The sequence below is a fragment of the Camelimonas abortus genome (assembly GCF_042432745.1).
GTDB lineage: Bacteria > Pseudomonadota > Alphaproteobacteria > Rhizobiales > Beijerinckiaceae > Camelimonas > Camelimonas abortus.
On sequence record NZ_JBHLWR010000006.1, the window covers coordinates 1,526,258 to 1,542,842 of the forward strand.

A 16,585-nucleotide genomic window follows, 5' to 3' on the forward strand; every position below is an offset into this window, starting at 1 on the left:
CGGACGCATGTTCGCCCCGGTCCCCGCGAGCGCCTGCGGAAGCAAGCAGGCGCCCCCGCTACATCCATGACCACATGCGCAAGGCGCGCCGGCCCCGACAGGGACCGGCGCGCCTTGCGTCTGCGGACAGGAAAGGGCGCGATCAGACGCCGCGCGGGCTCATGAAGCCGAGCGAGGCCAGCTCCTCGCCGCGGCCCTCGCTGCGGGCGTCGCGGCGCGCCGCCGGCGCGCCCTCGCGGCCGCGCGGCGCCTGGCCGGGATGCGGCCGGCGCTGGCCGCGCGCCTCCGCGGCGGCCGGGCGGGCATGGTCGTTGCGGCCCTCGCCCCGGGCCGGGGGCTGCTGCGGCTCGCGCTGCTGGCGCCCGGCCGCCGGCCGGGCGGCGCGGCGCTCGCCGTCGCGCGCGGCGCCGTTGCGCCCGCTGGCCCCGCCGCGCGGCTGGCCGCGGCGCTGCTGCTGCGGCTGGCGCGGCGGACGCGGCGGCTCGGGCGGCAGCTCGACGTGCGCGGCGGCGCAGGGCGCGACCGGAATCGACTGGCGCGTCAGCTTTTCGATCTGGCGCAGCAGCGGCCGCTCCTCCTGGTCGACGAAGGAGATGGCCGAACCGCTCGCCCCCGCCCGCGCCGTGCGGCCGATGCGGTGCACATAGGTTTCCGGCACGTTGGGCAGCTCGAAATTGATCACGTGGGTGACGCCGTCCACATCAATGCCGCGGGCGGCGATGTCGGTGGCCACGAGGATGCGCGTGGTTCCGTCACGGAACCCGTCGAGGGCGCGCTGGCGCTGGCCCTGGCTCTTGTTGCCGTGGATCGCCGCCGCCGCAAGGCCGGCCGCCTGCAGGTGGCGGACAACGCGGTCGGCGCCGTGCTTGGTGCGGGTGAACACCAGGGTGCGGCCGTCGCACTCATGGGCCAGCACATGGGCCAGCTCCGCCCGCTTGCGGGCGCCGTCGACGAAAATCACCTTCTGCGTCACCCGCTCGGCGGTGCTGGACACCGGCGCCACGGCCACGCGCTCGGGATTGTGCAGCAGGTCGGCGGCGAGCGCGGCGATCTCCTTCGGCATGGTGGCCGAGAAGAACAGCGTCTGGCGCCGCGGCGGCAGCGCCTTCACCAGTTTGCGGATGGCGTGGATGAAGCCCATGTCCAGCATCTGGTCGGCCTCATCAAGCACGAAGGCCTCCACGCCGGCGAGCGAGAGCGCGCCTTCCGCAATGTGGTCGAGCAGGCGGCCGGGCGTGGCGACGAGAATGTCGGGGCCGCGGCGCAGCATCTGCGCCTGGGGGCCGTGCGACACGCCGCCGAACACCACGCCGACGCTGACTCGCAGGTGGCGGGCGTAGGCGCGGGCGCAGTCGGCGATCTGGCTGGCCAGCTCGCGCGTCGGCGAGAGGATCAGCGCCCGGCACTGGCCGGGGGCGGCGCGCCCGCCGCTGGCGGCGAGACGGTGCAGCAGCGGCAGGGTGAAGGCGGCGGTCTTGCCGGTGCCGGTCTGGGCGATGCCCATCAGGTCACGGCCGGCAAGCACATGGGGGATGGCCTGCGCCTGAATCGGCGTGGGCGCGACGTAGCCTTCTTCAGCCAGCGCCGCGAGGATCGGCTCAGCAAGGCCGAGGTCCGTAAATGATGTCAATGCAGAAACTTTCGGGGCATCCGCGTCGCCATGGACGGGAGCCGTTGCGGAGCGCCCTGCGTGTGGGGCGTCCAGGAACTGGGCGTCGGCGGGGCGGAGCCAGACTGCTCCGCGCACGGCGGCACGCACGCCGGAGGCCGCCACAGGCGGCTACGGCGCGGATGTAGCGCCCGTTGCGGCGCAAAGTCAAGGACAATCGCCCGCGCCTGCGCCGCGCCGGGCTCAGCGCCACGGCGGCGGAGGCGGACGCCGCGGCGGAGGCGGCGGCGGGCCATAGCGCCGCGGCGGCGGCGGACCGTAACGCCACGGCGGCGGCGGAGGCGGGCCATAACGCCACGGCGGCGGAGGGCCATAACGCCACGGCGGCGGCGGAGGCGGCGGCGGAAGATAACGGTATGGACGGCAGTAGCCCCACGGGTCGCGGGCCCAGCCCGGACCGCACCCCTGCGCCACGAGTTCAACGCCGGGAACCCTGACGCCATGCGGCGCAGGAATCGCCGGCGCGGCTTCGGCAGCGGCGACGAGAGCGGCGGAGGCGAACGCGGAAAACAGCAGCCGTTTCAGAGCTGTCATATGTGACCTCCCGTTGCGACAGGTCGGCGATGACGCCGGCGCCGTCATGCAGCTGCAAGGTTACACGACAGTGGTTGACGAAAATATGCCGTTCCGGCGCCGCTACGCGGTCGTGAAAAACGGGCGAAAAACCATTCCGGGCCGGCCGCCGCGCCCGGCCGCGCCCCTCCGGCGCCACAATCGCCGCGCCCTGCGGCGGCGGGCCGCAGGAAGCGCGCCGCGCGCCCCGCTCAGGGGCCCTGGAGCTTGCGCTTCTGCCAGAACCAGCCGCCGGCGATGGCCAGCGCCACCACCGCGGCCGCCGTCACCAGCAGCGACACCCGCTCCAGCCACAGCGCCGCCGGCAGCCCCAGCGCCAGCAGCGCGCCCACCACGCCGATCTGCCACGAAGCGAGGTGAATGGCGGCGAGCAGCGTTCCCATCGCCAGCAGGCCGAGCACCGCCAGGCCCAGGGCCATGGGCGTCATCGCCGAGAGCACGTCGTCATAGAACAGCACGCGCATGGCGACGATCACCACCAGCCAGTGCAGCGCCTGGCGCACCGCCATGGACAGGCGCTCGCCTTTGGGCGCGCCGCTCCATTCGCTGAGGATGCAGGTTCCGGCGAAAATCACCGCCGTGATCTGCCAGTACAGCGCCGACGACGCCGGCGACAGGCTGGTGAACGCCATGCCGGCGAACACCAGCAGCAGCATGGCCACATAGGGCGCCAGGCTCATCCAGAAACGGCGCGCGCCATCGCGCTCCGGGCCAAAATCCAGCTGCGCGCCGCTCATCTGCGCGTTCTCCCTGCGGTCGTCTCCGCCGCCAGCGGACCAGCCGTCCGGCTCCGGGCCGGCCGGCCCGCCCCCGGCGCCGCGCATGACCATGGCGGCGCCCCTGGCGGCGTGGCGTCTTCACCCGTCCGGCCCGCCGGGCCGGACATCCGCGCGCCGTGCGCCCGCGGACAGGACCACGATCCCACCCGCGCCCGCCGCGCGCAAGGACAAAAGTCCGGATTCACGCGGGAGCGGACATCCGGGCGAAACAGACGCGGACGCCGGCCGCCCGGGGCGGCCGGCGTCCGTCAACGGACATGTCCGACAGGCCGGATCAGACGACCTCGAACAGGCCGGCCGCGCCCATGCCGCCGCCGACGCACATGGTGCACACCACATATTTCACGCCGCGGCGCTTGCCCTCGATCAGGGCGTGGGCGACCATGCGCGCGCCGGACATGCCATAGGGATGGCCGATGGAAATGGCGCCGCCGTTGACGTTCAGGCGCTCGTCGGGAATGCCCAGCCGGTCGCGGCAGTAAACCACCTGCACGGCGAACGCCTCGTTCAGCTCCCACAGGCCGATGTCGTCGATGGTCAGGCCGTGCTGCTTCAGCAGCTTCGGCACGGCGAACACCGGGCCGATGCCCATTTCGTCCGGCTCGCAGCCGGCCACGGCGACGCCGCGATAGACGCCCAGCGGCTGCAGGCCGCGCTTCTCGGCCAGCTTCGCCTCCATCAGCACCGAGGCGGAGGCGCCGTCCGAGAGCTGCGAGGCGTTGCCGGCGGTGACGTGCCTGCCCTCACGGATCACCATGCCGTTCCTGAACACCGGCTGCAGCTGCGCCAGGTTCTCGTAAGTGGTGCCGGGGCGGTTGCCCTCGTCCTTCTCCAGGGTGACGGAGACTTCCCTGACCTCGCCGGTGGCCTTGTCCTGAACCTTCATCACCGAGGGCAGCGGCACGATCTCGTCGTCGAACTTCCCGGCGGCCTGGGCGGCGGCGGTGCGCTCCTGGGACTGGACGGCGTAGCGGTCCTGCGCCTCGCGGGAGACGCCGTAACGCTCGCCGACGATCTCCGCCGTCTCCAGCATGGACATGTAGAGGGCGGGCATGTGCTCCACCAGCCAGGGATCGCGCGCCCGGTACTGGTTCTGGCGCTCGTTCTGCACCAGCGAAATCGATTCGAGGCCGCCGCCGACGACGACGTCCATGCCGTCATGGATGATCTGCTTGGCGGCGGTGGCGATGGCCATCATGCCGGAGGCGCACTGCCGGTCCAGCGTCATGCCGGCGACGGTGACCGGCAGGCCGGCGCGCATGGCGCACTGGCGGGCGAGGTTGAGGCCCTGGGCGCCCTGCTGCATGGCCGCGCCCATCACCACGTCCTGAATTTCGGCCGGATCCACGCCGGCGCGTGCCACCGCATGGCGGATGGCGTGACCGCCCAGCTCCTGGGACTGCGTGTCGTTGAACGCGCCGCGATAGGCCTTGCCGATCGGGGTGCGCGCCGTTGAAACGATGACTGCCTCTCTCATGGCGTCCTCCAGCAAACGGGGCTGTCAGTTGTTGTCGTCATGCGCCGGGGCGCGGCGCCGGGCCGGCCCGGATCAGGGCGCCGGCGCGAACCGGCGCCCCGTTCGGCGAACGCGCGGCGCAGCTGACGCCGCGCGGACGGCTCAGCCGCGCGGGGGCAGCTGCACGCCCTGGGCCTCGGCGGCGAGGGCGAGGAAGTTGGCGCTCTGCTCGCCGGCGCCGCTGACCTCGCGCTGGCCCTCGGGGCTGGTGATCTTCGCCCAGCTGGCGGCGACGCCCTCAGGGGTGTTGTCCGCGGGCTTCAGGTAGGCGCCGCGGGTCTGGTAGATGCGGGTCTGGGCGTAAACGCCGGCGGCCGCCTCCATGATCACCTTCGACGGCGCGTCATCGCTGACGAGATAGAGCACGCCGGGCGAGATCATCTCGGGCTTCATCATCTCCAGCATCTGCGGGGGCATCAGCTCCTCGGTCATGCGCGTCGCCGCGGCCGGAGCCAGGGTGTTGACGCGGATGTTCTTCGAGGCGCCCTCCAGGTGCAGCACGTTCATCAGGCCGATCATCGCGGCCTTGGCGGCGCCGTAGTTGGCCTGGCCGAAGTTGCCGTAGATGCCCGAGGCCGACGCCGTGAACAGGATGCGGCCGTAGTTCTGCTCACGCATGATCTCCCACACCGCCTTGGTGCAGTTGACCGAGCCCATGAGGTGAACGTCGACCACCTTCCAGAAGTCGTCAAGCGACATCTTGGCGAAGGTCTTGTCGCGCAGGATGCCGGCGTTGTTGATGAGGATGTCTACGCGGCCCCACTTCTCCATGGCGCTGGCGACCATGGCGTCCACCTGCTCGCGGCTGGAGACGTCGGCGCCGTTGGCGATGGCCTCGCCGCCGGCGGCGACGATCTCCTCCACCACCTTCAGGGCGGCCTCGGAGGAGCCGCCCGTGCCGTCGCGGGCGCCGCCGAAGTCGTTCACCACCACTTTCGCGCCGCGCGCGGCGAGCGCCAGCGCGTGCGACCGGCCAAGGCCATTGCCCGCGCCGGTGACGATGGCGACGCGGTTGTCAAAACGGATGCTCATCTGGATTCTGTCCCTGGGTCCATCGGCCGCTCTGCCGCGGCCCTTTTTCTTCGCGCCGCGGCCCGCCGGCAGGCGGCGCCGCGGCCGGTTTTTTCCCTGACGCGGCGGCGCCGGCTCAGGCGAGGAAGCTCATGCCGAGCCACTCGGCGATGAGCGCCGGCTTCTGCTCGCCCTCGATCTCCACCGTCACCTCATGCTTGAGCAGGATCTGGTTGGGCGCCTTGCGGGTGCACTCCTTCAGGACGAAGCGGCCGCGCACGCGCTTGCCGACCTTCACCGGCGCAAGGAAGCGCAGCTTGTCCAGGCCGTAGTTCACGCCCATGACGCGGCCCTTGATGCCGGGCAGCACGTCATAGGACATCGGCACCATCAGCGACATGGTGAGGAAGCCATGGGCGATGGTGGAGCCGAACGGCGTTTTCGCCGCCGCTTCCGGATTGACGTGGATGAACTGCCAGTCCTCGGTGACGTCGGCGAACTGGTTGATGCGGTTCTGGTCGATCTCGATCCAGCGGGAGACGCCGATCTCCTTGCCGACCATCGCCTCCAGCTCTTCCGGGGTAAGCTCTGCCCTGGCGCCAGCAGACGCAGCGCCGGCCGTTGCATTGGTCATGTCACTTCTCCTCCCTGACCGTTCCGCGCGGGGCGGCCTGTAGGGTCTGTTCTGTCCGCCGCGCCCGTGGAGCGCGGCCTGCGGGCGGGTCCTCGCGGTCCCTGCGCCGGCCCCGTGCATAAGATATGCGAAAAGCCGGGTCCAGCCGCAGCCGTCCCGGTCCGCGGCGGCCGCGCCCGCCGGCGGAGCACGGCCAGCTGACCACGCATGCCCCCGCCCTGCAAGCCGTCCTTGCCCGCGGACGGCGCCGGCCTCCCCTGCAAAAAAAACGCCGGCTCCCCGGCATGGCCGGCGGGAGCCGGAAGTTCTCCGCAGACAGCTCCAGCGGCGGGCGCCGGACAGGCCCGCGCCGGCCCGCCGCCCTGTTTCATGCTCCGCCCGCCCGGCCGCCCGGGCCGGGGGCAGGCGGCGGAGGCGCCTTTTCCGGACGCGCCGGCCCTGGCGCGCAGGTTCCTGCGCGCGCCCTCAGCCCTTGTTCCGGGAGACCAGCGGGCAGCCGCCCTCCTCCATCGGCCGGAAAGCCTGCTCGCCCGGAATGGTGGCCAGCAGCCTGTAGAGGTCCCACTCGCCCTTCGACTCTTCCGGCTTCTTGACCTCGAACAGGTACATGTCGTGGATGGCGCGGCCGTCAGGACGGATATAGCCCTTGCCGACGAGCGGATCGTCGATGGGCATCTCCTTCATCCTGGCCATCACCTTCTGCGGGTCCTTGCTCTTCAGGGACTCGACCGCCTTCAGGTAGTGCAGGATGGAGCCGTAGACGCCGGCGTGGACGCTGGTGGGCATCTTGCCGCCGAAGCGCTCGGCGAAGCGCTTCGAGAAGTCCCGGGTCCTGTCATTGAGGTCCCAGTAGAACGCCTCGGTCAGCACCAGGTCCTGGGCGGCCTTCACGCCCAGCGAGTGGATGTCGCTGGAGAAGATCAGCAGGCCGGCGAGCGACTGGCCGCCCTGGGCGAGCCCGAACTCGCCCGCCTGCTTGACGGCGTTGATGGTGTCGCCGCCGGCGTTGGCCAGCGCCACGACTTTCGCCTTCGAGCCCTGGGCCTGCAGCAGCTGCGAGGAGAAGTCGGCGTTGTTGAGCGGATGCTTCACCGAGCCCAGCACCTTGCCGCCGCTGGCCTTGATGACGTTGCTGGCGTCGCGCTCCAGCGCCTGGCCGAAGGCGTAGTCGGCGGTGATGAAGAACCAGGTGTCGCCGCCGCGCTGGATCATGGCCTTGGCCGTGCCGTTGGCGAGGGCGGCGGTGTCATAGGTCCAGTGCACGGTGTTGGGCGAGCAGTGCTTGCCGGTGAGATCGGAGGAGCCGGTGCCGGAATTCAGGTAAATCCTGTTCTTCTCCCGCACCACCTCGTTCACGGCGAGGCCCACCGAGGAGGTCGGCACGTCGGCGATGACGTCGACGCCGTCCTGGTCGATCCACTGGCGGGCGATGGTGGAGCCCACGTCAGGCTTGTTCTGGTGGTCGCCGACGATCACCTCAACCTTCATGCCCTTCTCGGCGGCCCTGAAGTCCTCGACGGCCATGCGCGCGGCGACGGCCGAGCCTTCGCCGGTCACGTCGGAATAAAGGCCTGCGCGGTCATTGAGCACGCCGATCTTGATGGAGATCGGCTCCTGGTTCTGCGCCAGCGCGCCGCCCGCCGCGGCCACGCCGAGCGCCGCCAGCGACGCCGCCGCCATGGCGCTGAACAGGCGGCGGCTCATGCCCCGAAATGTTTTCACGACGCTTCCTCCCATCTCGATCCCGTGCGGCCGCGCCCTCACGGGCCGCGCGACCGGAAAGGCCCTGTTTGCGGCCGGCGCGCCGTCTGCGCCCCCTCCGGCCTGTTTTGTCGCCGGACGCCCCGTCGCGCGTCCCGCCGCCCGCCCTGCTGCGTCCACGCGCCCGCCGCCCCTGGATCCCTCGCCGCCCAGGGCCGCGCCGCGCGCCCGTGTTCCGGACCCCGCCCCTCGCAGGGCTCCATCAGGGCCCCAGACGCGCCCGGACATGCCCTGCTGGCGGCGGCGACGGCGGCGCGGCGGGGCGGACGTAACGCGCAGGACGTTTCCGCCGGCGCGCGCGCCACTGTCGCCGCCGCAACGGCGCGACGGACGGGTCCGGAAGCAGACGCCCAGGTCAAAGCGCACCGGAACAGCCGGGAATTACTGACAATGAAGCGACAGACGACAGACAACCACAACGGAGACGCCGCAATTTGCTGGCGTCCGCGCCAGGATCCGCCGATTTTTACCGAGACTGTAGCAGGCGTCGCCAGCGGTCAATCTAAACCATCGTTGAACCCCGCGGCGGCGGCCCGGGGGCAGAAACGCGGTCAGGAGGTTGCAGAACTGGCCCGGGCGAACAATTATCTCTGCAGCCCGCATCGCGAACCTGATGGCGACGCGCCGTCGTTATGATTGCGTGGGTCTGGCGCCGCATGGCGGCGGCGTCGACGGCGCGCCAGCGCCGGTCGCCACGCGCCTCCAGCGAGACACGAAAGAAAGCGGAACGAATGAACCCTCTCAAAACGCTGTCAGATTTCGGTCAGGCTGCATGGCTGGACTTCCTGTCGCGGAGTTTCATCGAGAAGGGCGAGCTCAGGCGCCTGATCGAGAACGACGACCTGCGCGGCGTGACGTCGAATCCGGCGATTTTCGAGAAGGCGATCGCGGACACCGACGAGTACGATCCAGCCGTCACCACGTTTCTCGCCGGCTCGGACGCATCGGTTTCGGCGCTCTACGAGCATCTGGTCTTCCAGGACATCCGCCGCGCCGCCGACGCGCTGCGCCCGGTGCATGAATCCACCGGCGGCGTCGACGGCTACGTCAGCCTCGAGGTGTCGCCCTATCTCGCCGACGACACCGAAGGCACCCTCGCCGAGGCCCGCCGCTTCTGGGCCGAGGTCGACCGCCCCAACCTGATGATCAAGGTGCCGGCGACGCCGGCGGGCCTGCCCGCCATCCGCACGCTGGTGAGCGAGGGGATCAACGTCAACGTCACGCTGCTGTTCTCGCAGACGGTCCATGAGGAGGTGGCCAGGGCCTATATCGAGGGCCTGCGCGGGCGTCTCGCCCGCGGCGGCGACGTCAGCGGCGTCGCCTCGGTGGCCAGCTTCTTCATCAGCCGCATCGACGTGGCGGTGGACCGGCTGCTGGAGCAGGCGGCGGCGAAGGCTTCCGGCGCGGAGGCGGAGCGGCTGCTCGCCCTGCGCGGCAAGACCGCCGTCGCCAACGCAAAACTGGCCTACCAGCGCTACCGGCGGCTGTTCGGCGAGGGGTTCGCGGACCTGCGCGCCGCCGGCGCCCGGCCGCAGCGCCTGCTGTGGGCCTCCACCGGCGCCAAGAACAAGGCCTACAGCGACGTGCTCTACGTGGACGAGCTGATCGGGCCGGACACCGTCAACACCCTGCCGCCGGCCACCATGGACGCGTTCCGCGACCATGGCCGCGCCGCCTTCACGCTTGAATCCGACCTCGACGAGGCCGCCGCGACCCTGGAGGCCGTGGCCGCCGCAGGCATCGACCTTGAGGCGGTGGCGCGGGAGCTGTTGCGCGACGGCGTGCGCCTGTTCGCCGACGCCGCCGACAAGCTGCTGGGCTCGGTGGCGCGCAAGCGCCTCGCCGCCCTCGGCGAGCGGGTGAACAGCCAGCACATGAGCCTGCCGGAGGATCTCGCCGTCCAGGTGGGCGCCCTCACCGAACAGTGGCGCGCCGGCGGCGCCGTGCGCCGGCTGTGGGCCGGCGATCCGGCCCTGTGGACCGGCGGCGGCGAGGACCGGTGGGTGGGCTGGCTGCGCGCCATCTTCACCGAACGCGAGCGGGCCGAGGAGCTGATCCGCTTCCACATGGAGGTGGCCTCGCTCGGCTTCCGCGACGCGCTGCTCATCGGCATGGGCGGCTCCAGCCTCGGGCCGGAGGTGCTGGCCGCGACCTTCGGCGCCGGCGCCCGCGCCCTGCGCCTGCACGTCATCGATTCCACGGATCCGGCCCAGATCGCCGCGGTGGAGTCGCAGATCGACCTCAAGCGCACGCTGTTCATCGTCGCCAGCAAGTCCGGCTCGACGCTCGAGCCCAACCTGCTGCGCGACTATTTCTACGAGAAGGTGGCGGCGGCCCTTGGCCGCGACGGGGTGGGCAGCCGCTTCGTCGCCATCACCGATCCGGGCTCGCCCATGGAGGAGGCGGCGCGCCGCGCCGGCTTCTGGCGGATTTTCCACGGCCAGCCGGACATCGGCGGGCGCTATTCGGTGGTGTCGCGCTTCGGCCTCGTGCCGGCGGCGGTGATCGGCATGGACGTGCGCCAGTTCATCCGCAACGTCCGCACCATGGCGTGGACCTGCGGCGCCGACGCGCCCCCGGCTGACAATCCCGGCGTGCAGCTCGGCCTCGCCCTCGGCGCGGCGGCGAACGCCGGCCGCAACAAGGTGACGCTCATCGCCTCGCCCGCCATCCGCAGCTTCGGCGCCTGGGCCGAGCAGCTGATCGCCGAATCCACCGGCAAGCAGGGCAAGGCGCTGATCCCGGTGGACCTGGAGCCGGCGGCGGACGTCAGCGCCTACGGCCGCGACCGCGTGTTCATCTACCTGCGGCTGCGCAAGGCCTCCAACCTCGCCCAGGACGCCTTCGTCGAGGCGCTGGAGAAGGCGGGCCATCCGGTGGTGCGCATCGACATCTCCCAGCCCGAGCGGATCGTGCAGGAGTTCTTCCGCTTCATGATCGCCACGGCGACCGCCGGGGCGGTCACCGGCGTCAACCCGTTCGACCAGCCGGACGTGGAGGCGAGCAAGGCGCGCGCCCGCGAGCTCGCCGCCGCCATCGAGGAGACCGGCGCGCTGCCGGAAAGCGCGCCGGTCGCCGAGGCCGGGCCGTTCGCGCTCTACGCCGACGCGGAGGGCGCGGCGGCCATCGCCGCGGCCACGCGCGAGAGCGGCCTCGCCGGCGCGCTGGCGGCGCATTTCGGCCGCCTGCGGCCGGGCGACTACGCCGCCATCCTCGCCTACATCCAGCGCAACGACCGCCATGTGGAGCTGCTGCAGGCGCTGCGGCTGGCGCTGCTGCGCCGCCATGGCGCGGCCACCTGCCTCGGGTTCGGCCCGCGCTTCCTGCACTCCACCGGCCAGGCCTACAAGGGCGGACCCAACACCGGCGTGTTCCTGCAGATCACGGCGGAGACGGCCCGCGACCTGCAGGTGCCAGGCCACCGGCTCAGCTTCGGCCAGGTGATCGCCGCCCAGGCCGCCGGCGATCTCGCGGTGCTGGACGAACGGAAGCGACGTTACCTGCGCGTGCACGTGCGCGGCGACCTGGAGAAGGCGCTGGCGCAGCTGGCGCAGGCGGCGGGCTGAACAACAGGGCGCGGGACGGACAGTCCCGCGCCCTTTTCCGTCCCGGACGGGCGGAGCGAGGGGTAACGCGCAAGTGACGCGGCGGCCGCAAAAACGGCCTGGTCCCAGGTTACCGGCAATCACCAGCGCGCGCCGGCCCCCGGGCCCTTTTGCGGCGACGCCGGCGCGCCGGAAGGAAAGGCGTTGGCGACATGCAGCTTGGAATGATCGGACTTGGCCGGATGGGCGGCAACATCGTGCGCCGGCTGATGCAGCGCGGACACGCCTGCGTGGTGTGGGACCGTTCGGCGGAGGCAGTGGCCGCCCTGGCTGCGGAGGGGGCGACGGCGGCGGCCTCGCCGGAGGATCTCGTCGCGAAACTCGCCGCGCCACGGGCCGTATGGGTGATGCTGCCCGCCGGCGGCCCCACCGAAGACACCGTGCGGCTGCTCGGCGAGCTGCTGTCGCCGCAGGACGTGATCATCGACGGCGGCAACACCTTCTGGCGCGACGACGTGCGCCGGGCGGCAGCGCTGCGGCCGAAGGGCGTGCACTATGTGGACGTGGGCGTCAGCGGCGGCGTGTGGGGGCTTGAGCGCGGCTACTGCATGATGATCGGCGGCGACGCCGCCGTGGTGCGGCGGCTGGACCCGATCTTCGCGGCCCTCGCGCCGGGGCGCGGCGACATCCCCGCCACGCCCGGGCGCGACGGGCGCGATCCGCGCGTCGAGCAGGGCTACCTGCACGCCGGCCCCAGCGGCGCCGGCCATTTCGTCAAGATGGTGCACAACGGCGTCGAATACGGCCTGATGCAGGCCTACGCCGAGGGCTTCGACATTCTCAGGTCCGCCGACTCGCCGGTGCGGCCGGAGAACGAGCGCTTCAGCTTCGATCTGGCCGACGTCGCCGAAGTGTGGCGGCGCGGCAGCGTCATCACCTCCTGGCTGCTCGATCTCACCGCCAGCGCCCTGGCGCAGGATCCGCGGCTCGACGCGTTCTCCGGCTATGTGGACGATTCCGGCGAGGGCCGCTGGACCATCCAGGCCGCCATCGAGCAGGCCACGCCGGCCGAAGTGCTCACCGCGGCGCTCTACGCCCGTTTCCGCTCCCGCCAGGAGCACACCTTCGCCGAGAAGGTCCTCTCGGCCATGCGCAAGGGCTTCGGCGGCCACGTGGAGCGGCCCGGCGGCCCCAGCGCCGCCGACCTCGCCGCGGCCAGCATGGAGGGCCGCACATGAGCGCATACGACCACGGCGAACATCCCCAGCCAGACCCGTGCTGCTTCGTCATTTTCGGCGCTTCGGGCGATCTCACCCAGCGGCTGCTGACGCCGGCGCTGTACAATCTGGCCGCCACGGACCTGCTGCCGGACAGTTTCGCCCTGGTCGGCGTGGCCCGCGGCGAGGAGACGGACGAGGGCTTCCGCAATTTCCTGGAGAAGGCGCTGCGCGAATTCGCCACGCGCCCCCTCACCCGCAAGACCATCGCCCGGCTGCTGCGCAACGTCAGCTACGTGCGCGCCGACCCCGGGCAGGAAGGCAGCTTCGGGCGGCTGAAAGCCCATCTGGAGAAGGTGGACGCCACGGTGGGCTGCGGCGGCAACCGCATCTTCTATCTGGCCACGCCCCCGGCCGGCTTCGTGCCCATCGTCACGGCGCTGGGCGAGGCCGGCATGGTGCGCCAGGACCGGCGCTCCTGGCGGCGGGTGATCGTGGAGAAGCCGTTCGGCCATGACCTGGAGTCGGCCCGCCGGCTCAACGCCGCCCTGCTGGAGATCCTGGAGGAGGAGCAGATCTTCCGCATGGATCACTATCTCGGCAAGGAGACGGTGCAGAACATCATGATGCTGCGCTTCGCCAACGGCCTGTTCGAGCCGGTGTGGAACCGCAACCACATCGACCACGTGCAGATCACCGTGGCGGAGACGGTGGACGTGGGCCGGCGCGGCAGGTTCTACGACGCCACCGGCGCCCTGCGCGACATGGTGCCCAACCACCTGTTCCAGCTGCTGTCGCTCATCGCCATGGAGCCGCCGTCGCGTTTTGACGCCAACGCCGTGCGCGCCGCCAAGGCGGCGGTGTTGCAGGCCATCGGCCAGTACACGCCGGCCGAAGCGCTGCGCAATTCGGTGCGCGCCGCCTATGACGCCGGCGTGGTGCGCGGCCAGAAGGTGGGCGCCTATCGCGACGCCCCGGACGTCGCCCCCGACAGCCACACCGAAACCTATGTGGCCATGAAGCTGATGATCGACACCTGGCGCTGGGCCGGCGTGCCGTTCTACCTGCGCACCGGCAAGGCGCTGGGCGTGCGCAAGTCGGAGGTGGCCATCCGCTTCAAGGAGGCGCCCATCAGCATGTTCCGCAACACGCCGGTGGACCGGCTCGCCCAGAATTTCCTCGTGCTCGGCATCCAGCCGGACGAACACATCAAGCTGCATTTCAACGTCAAGGCGCCGGGACCGGAGCTGGAGATCCGCGGCGTCGACATGACCTTCCGCTACAGCGACTTCTTCGACGCCGCGCCGAGCACCGGCTACGAGACCCTGATCTATGACTGCATGACCGGCGACGGCATGCTGTTCCAGCGGGCGGACGCGGTGGAGGCCGGCTGGGCGGCGGTGGATCCCTTTCTCCGCGCCTGGGCGCGGGAAAACGAGAAGAACGGCGCCCGCGACCTCGCCAGCTATCCCGCCGGCACCGACGGTCCCGAGGAGGCCAACCGGCTCATCGAACGCGACGGGCGCAGCTGGCGGCCGCTGACCTGAGCCGCGCCGCCCCCCACCGCGCCGCCGGCCGCGACGGCGGCCGGCGCGCCGCACCGGAGGACACCATGGCCCTGCAGGAAACCATCATCTCCGCCGACCTGGACGGCCTGGCCGCCAACGCCGCGCTGTGGCTGCTGGAGGCGCTCGCCGACGCGGAGGCGGAAGGCGCGCGGCGGCTGCGCGTGTGCCTTTCCGGCGGCTCCACGCCGCAGCGCCTGTACGCGCTGCTGGCTGCGCCCGCATGGAGCGCGCGCCTGCCGTGGGAAAAGATCGAGTGGTATTTCGGCGACGACCGCTTCGTGCCCCACGACCACCCGGACAGCAACGCCCGCATGGCGCGCGAGGCGCTGTTTGACCACGCTCCGGCGACCGCCGGCCGGGTGCATTACATCCCCTGGGGTCCCGACATCGTCGCCTGCGCCGCCGCCTATGAGCGCACGCTGCGCGCGGCCATGGCGCGCGACCGCGAGGAAGATCCGGGCCGGCCGCTGTTCGACGCCGTGATCTGCGGTCTCGGCCGCGACGGCCACACCGCCTCGCTGTTTCCGGGCAAGCCGGCGCTCGCCGTGACCGACCGGCTGGCGACGGCCGTGCCGGAGGCGGGGCAGCCGCCGTTCACGCCGCGCATCACCCTCACCTTTCCGGCGCTGAACGACAGCCGCTTCACCGCCTTCCTCGTCGCCGGCGCCGACAAGCGTCCGGCGCTGGAGCGGCTGCGCGCCGGAGCCGACCTGCCGGCGGCGCGCATCACGGCGAAACGTTGCCTCACCTGGCTGCTGGACCGCGCCGCCGCCGGCGCCGACGCGGAACGGCCGGCCCCGGGCGTGAGCTGATGGCGGCGCCCGCGCCCGCCGCGGTGGTGGTCATGGGCGTCAGCGGCGCCGGCAAGACCACCATCGGCCGGCTGCTGGCGGAACGGCTCGGGCCGCCGTGGCGCTTCGTCGACGGCGACGACCTGCATCCGCCGCGCAACGTCGCCAGGATGCGCGCCGGCCAGCCGCTCGACGACGCCGACCGCGCCCCCTGGCTCGACCGGGTGCGCGCGGTGATCGCCGGCGCCCGCGCCGGCGGCGCGCCGGTGGTGATCGCCTGTTCGGCCCTGAAGCGCGCCTATCGCGACCGCATCGGCGCCGGCGCGCCGGACGTGCGTCTGGTGTGGCTGCACGGCGATCCGCAGCTGATCCGCAGCCGGCTGGAGGCGCGGCGCGGCCACTTCATGACCGCCGCCATGCTGGACAGCCAGCTGGCCACGCTGGAGCCGCCAGGCAAGGACGAAGCCGCCGTCGCCGTGGACGTGGCCGGCCCGCCCGGGCAGGCCGTGGCCGCGGCGCTGGCGCGATTGTGAAGGCCAGAGGGGGCGCGGTCGCAACGCCCTGCCGCCACAGTCCCCATCCGGGACGCTGCGACGGCTGGCACCGCGGCGACAGTCCCGTCGCCCGGCGGACCAGGTCCGCGCCGCGCCGCAGGGAGAGCAAGCCATGCGCCCAGTCCGCCCCGTTCCGCAACCGCTGCGCTGGGTCGTCTCCGACGTGGACGGCACCATCGTCACCTCCGCCAAGGAGGTGACCCCGGCGACCCGCGCCGCCGTGAAGCGCCTGCGCGCCGCCGGCGTCGGGCTCACCCTGGCCAGCAGCCGTCCGCCCTGGGGCATCCGCCATGTGGCGGCGGCGCTGGACGCGCCAGGCCCGCTCATCGGCTTCAACGGCGCCGTGGCCGCCGACGGCGACGGCCGCCCGCTCGAAAGCCGCCGCATACCGCGGGAGGCGGCGGCCGCCGCCATCGACCTGCTGGCGCGGGAGCGGACCGGCGCCTGGCTGTTCACCGCGAGCCGCTGGCTGATCCTCGATCCGCAGGGGCCGCATGTGGAGCACGAACGGCGCACGATCCAGACCGATCCGGCGGTGGTTCCCGATTTCCGGCCGTGGCTCGACGGAGCATGCAAGATCGTCGGCGTCAGCGACGACCATGACCGTCTGGCCGCCGTCGCCGCGCGCCTCGCCGCCCGCCTCGGCGCGGGAGCCAAGGTGAGCATGTCGCAGAAATATTATGTCGACGTCACCCCGCCCGGCGTCAGCAAGGGCACGGCGGTGGAGTGGACGGCGCGGGTGATGGGCGCGCCGCCGGCGCAGATCATGGCCATCGGCGACATGGACAATGACGTCGCCATGTTCCGCGTCGCCGGCTACGCCGTGGCCATGGGCAACGGTTCGCCGGCGGCGAAGGCCGCCGCCGACGCGGTGACCGCCGGCAATGACGCCGACGGCTTCGCCGCCGCCATCAACGCCGTGCTCGACCAGGCGGGCGCGTCCTAGCCCGCCCGCTCACGCCGGCGC

The 16,585-nt window shown here is 72.0% G+C and carries 14 protein-coding genes; 7 read left to right on the plus strand and 7 right to left on the minus strand.

All coding sequences use genetic code 11. The features are described 5' to 3' along the window. Window positions 1-142 precede the first annotated feature (142 nt). The 7 genes from ACFFJB_RS08990 to ACFFJB_RS09020 all read right to left on the minus strand — a co-directional run bounded on the left by ACFFJB_RS08990 (window position 143) and on the right by ACFFJB_RS09020 (window position 7,886). On the minus strand, window positions 143-1,630 hold the full coding sequence (locus ACFFJB_RS08990; RefSeq protein WP_376830869.1) for a DEAD/DEAH box helicase: 1,488 nt from the start codon (window positions 1,628-1,630) through the stop codon (window positions 143-145). Between the two features lie 222 nt (window positions 1,631-1,852). Next, window positions 1,853-2,251, minus strand: coding sequence for a GCG_CRPN prefix-to-repeats domain-containing protein (locus ACFFJB_RS08995; RefSeq protein WP_376830870.1), 399 nt, complete (start codon window positions 2,249-2,251; stop codon window positions 1,853-1,855). Between the two features lie 182 nt (window positions 2,252-2,433). Next, the gene (locus tag ACFFJB_RS09000) at window positions 2,434-2,979 is read right to left on the minus strand and encodes a hypothetical protein (RefSeq protein WP_376830871.1); all 546 of its coding nucleotides are present in this window, start codon (window positions 2,977-2,979) and stop codon (window positions 2,434-2,436) included. Between the two features lie 316 nt (window positions 2,980-3,295). Beyond that, entirely contained in the window at window positions 3,296-4,498 is a 1,203-nt protein-coding gene (locus ACFFJB_RS09005) for an acetyl-CoA C-acyltransferase (protein ID WP_376830872.1), read from the minus strand. Between the two features lie 141 nt (window positions 4,499-4,639). Next, the gene (locus ACFFJB_RS09010; protein ID WP_376830873.1) at window positions 4,640-5,569 is read right to left on the minus strand and encodes an SDR family oxidoreductase; all 930 of its coding nucleotides are present in this window, start codon (window positions 5,567-5,569) and stop codon (window positions 4,640-4,642) included. Window positions 5,570-5,684: 115 nt separating this feature from the next. Continuing rightward, window positions 5,685-6,182: a MaoC family dehydratase gene (locus tag ACFFJB_RS09015; protein ID WP_376830874.1), complete on the minus strand. Its 498-nt coding sequence runs from the start codon at window positions 6,180-6,182 to the stop codon at window positions 5,685-5,687. Window positions 6,183-6,647: 465 nt separating this feature from the next. Beyond that, window positions 6,648-7,886, minus strand: coding sequence for an ABC transporter substrate-binding protein (locus ACFFJB_RS09020; RefSeq protein ID WP_376832615.1), 1,239 nt, complete (start codon window positions 7,884-7,886; stop codon window positions 6,648-6,650). Window positions 7,887-8,333: 447 nt separating this feature from the next. On the opposite strand from ACFFJB_RS09020, the gene ACFFJB_RS09025 reads away from it, so the two are divergent. From ACFFJB_RS09025 to ACFFJB_RS09055, 7 genes are all read left to right on the plus strand, one after another. Then, complete coding sequence (locus ACFFJB_RS09025; RefSeq protein WP_376830875.1) at window positions 8,334-8,579, plus strand: hypothetical protein; 246 nt, start codon at window positions 8,334-8,336, stop codon at window positions 8,577-8,579. A gap of 95 nt (window positions 8,580-8,674) precedes the next feature. Then, entirely contained in the window at window positions 8,675-11,509 is a 2,835-nt protein-coding gene (locus ACFFJB_RS09030) for a bifunctional transaldolase/phosoglucose isomerase (protein ID WP_376830876.1), read from the plus strand. A 191-nt stretch (window positions 11,510-11,700) separates the two neighbouring features. Continuing rightward, window positions 11,701-12,726: a phosphogluconate dehydrogenase (NAD(+)-dependent, decarboxylating) gene (gene gnd, locus ACFFJB_RS09035; protein ID WP_376830877.1), complete on the plus strand. Its 1,026-nt coding sequence runs from the start codon at window positions 11,701-11,703 to the stop codon at window positions 12,724-12,726. Beyond that, a complete protein-coding gene (zwf, locus tag ACFFJB_RS09040; RefSeq protein ID WP_376830878.1) occupies window positions 12,723-14,252 on the plus strand; it encodes a glucose-6-phosphate dehydrogenase in 1,530 nt (509 codons plus the stop codon). Before gnd ends, zwf begins: the two co-directional genes overlap by 4 nt. A 65-nt stretch (window positions 14,253-14,317) precedes the next feature. Beyond that, window positions 14,318-15,085: a 6-phosphogluconolactonase gene (gene pgl, locus ACFFJB_RS09045; protein WP_376830879.1), complete on the plus strand. Its 768-nt coding sequence runs from the start codon at window positions 14,318-14,320 to the stop codon at window positions 15,083-15,085. Further along, on the plus strand, window positions 15,085-15,597 hold the full coding sequence (locus ACFFJB_RS09050; protein ID WP_376830880.1) for a gluconokinase: 513 nt from the start codon (window positions 15,085-15,087) through the stop codon (window positions 15,595-15,597). Before pgl ends, ACFFJB_RS09050 begins: the two co-directional genes overlap by 1 nt. Window positions 15,598-15,730: 133 nt before the next feature. Next, complete coding sequence (locus ACFFJB_RS09055; protein WP_376830881.1) at window positions 15,731-16,564, plus strand: Cof-type HAD-IIB family hydrolase; 834 nt, start codon at window positions 15,731-15,733, stop codon at window positions 16,562-16,564. Window positions 16,565-16,585: the final 21 nt, after the last annotated feature.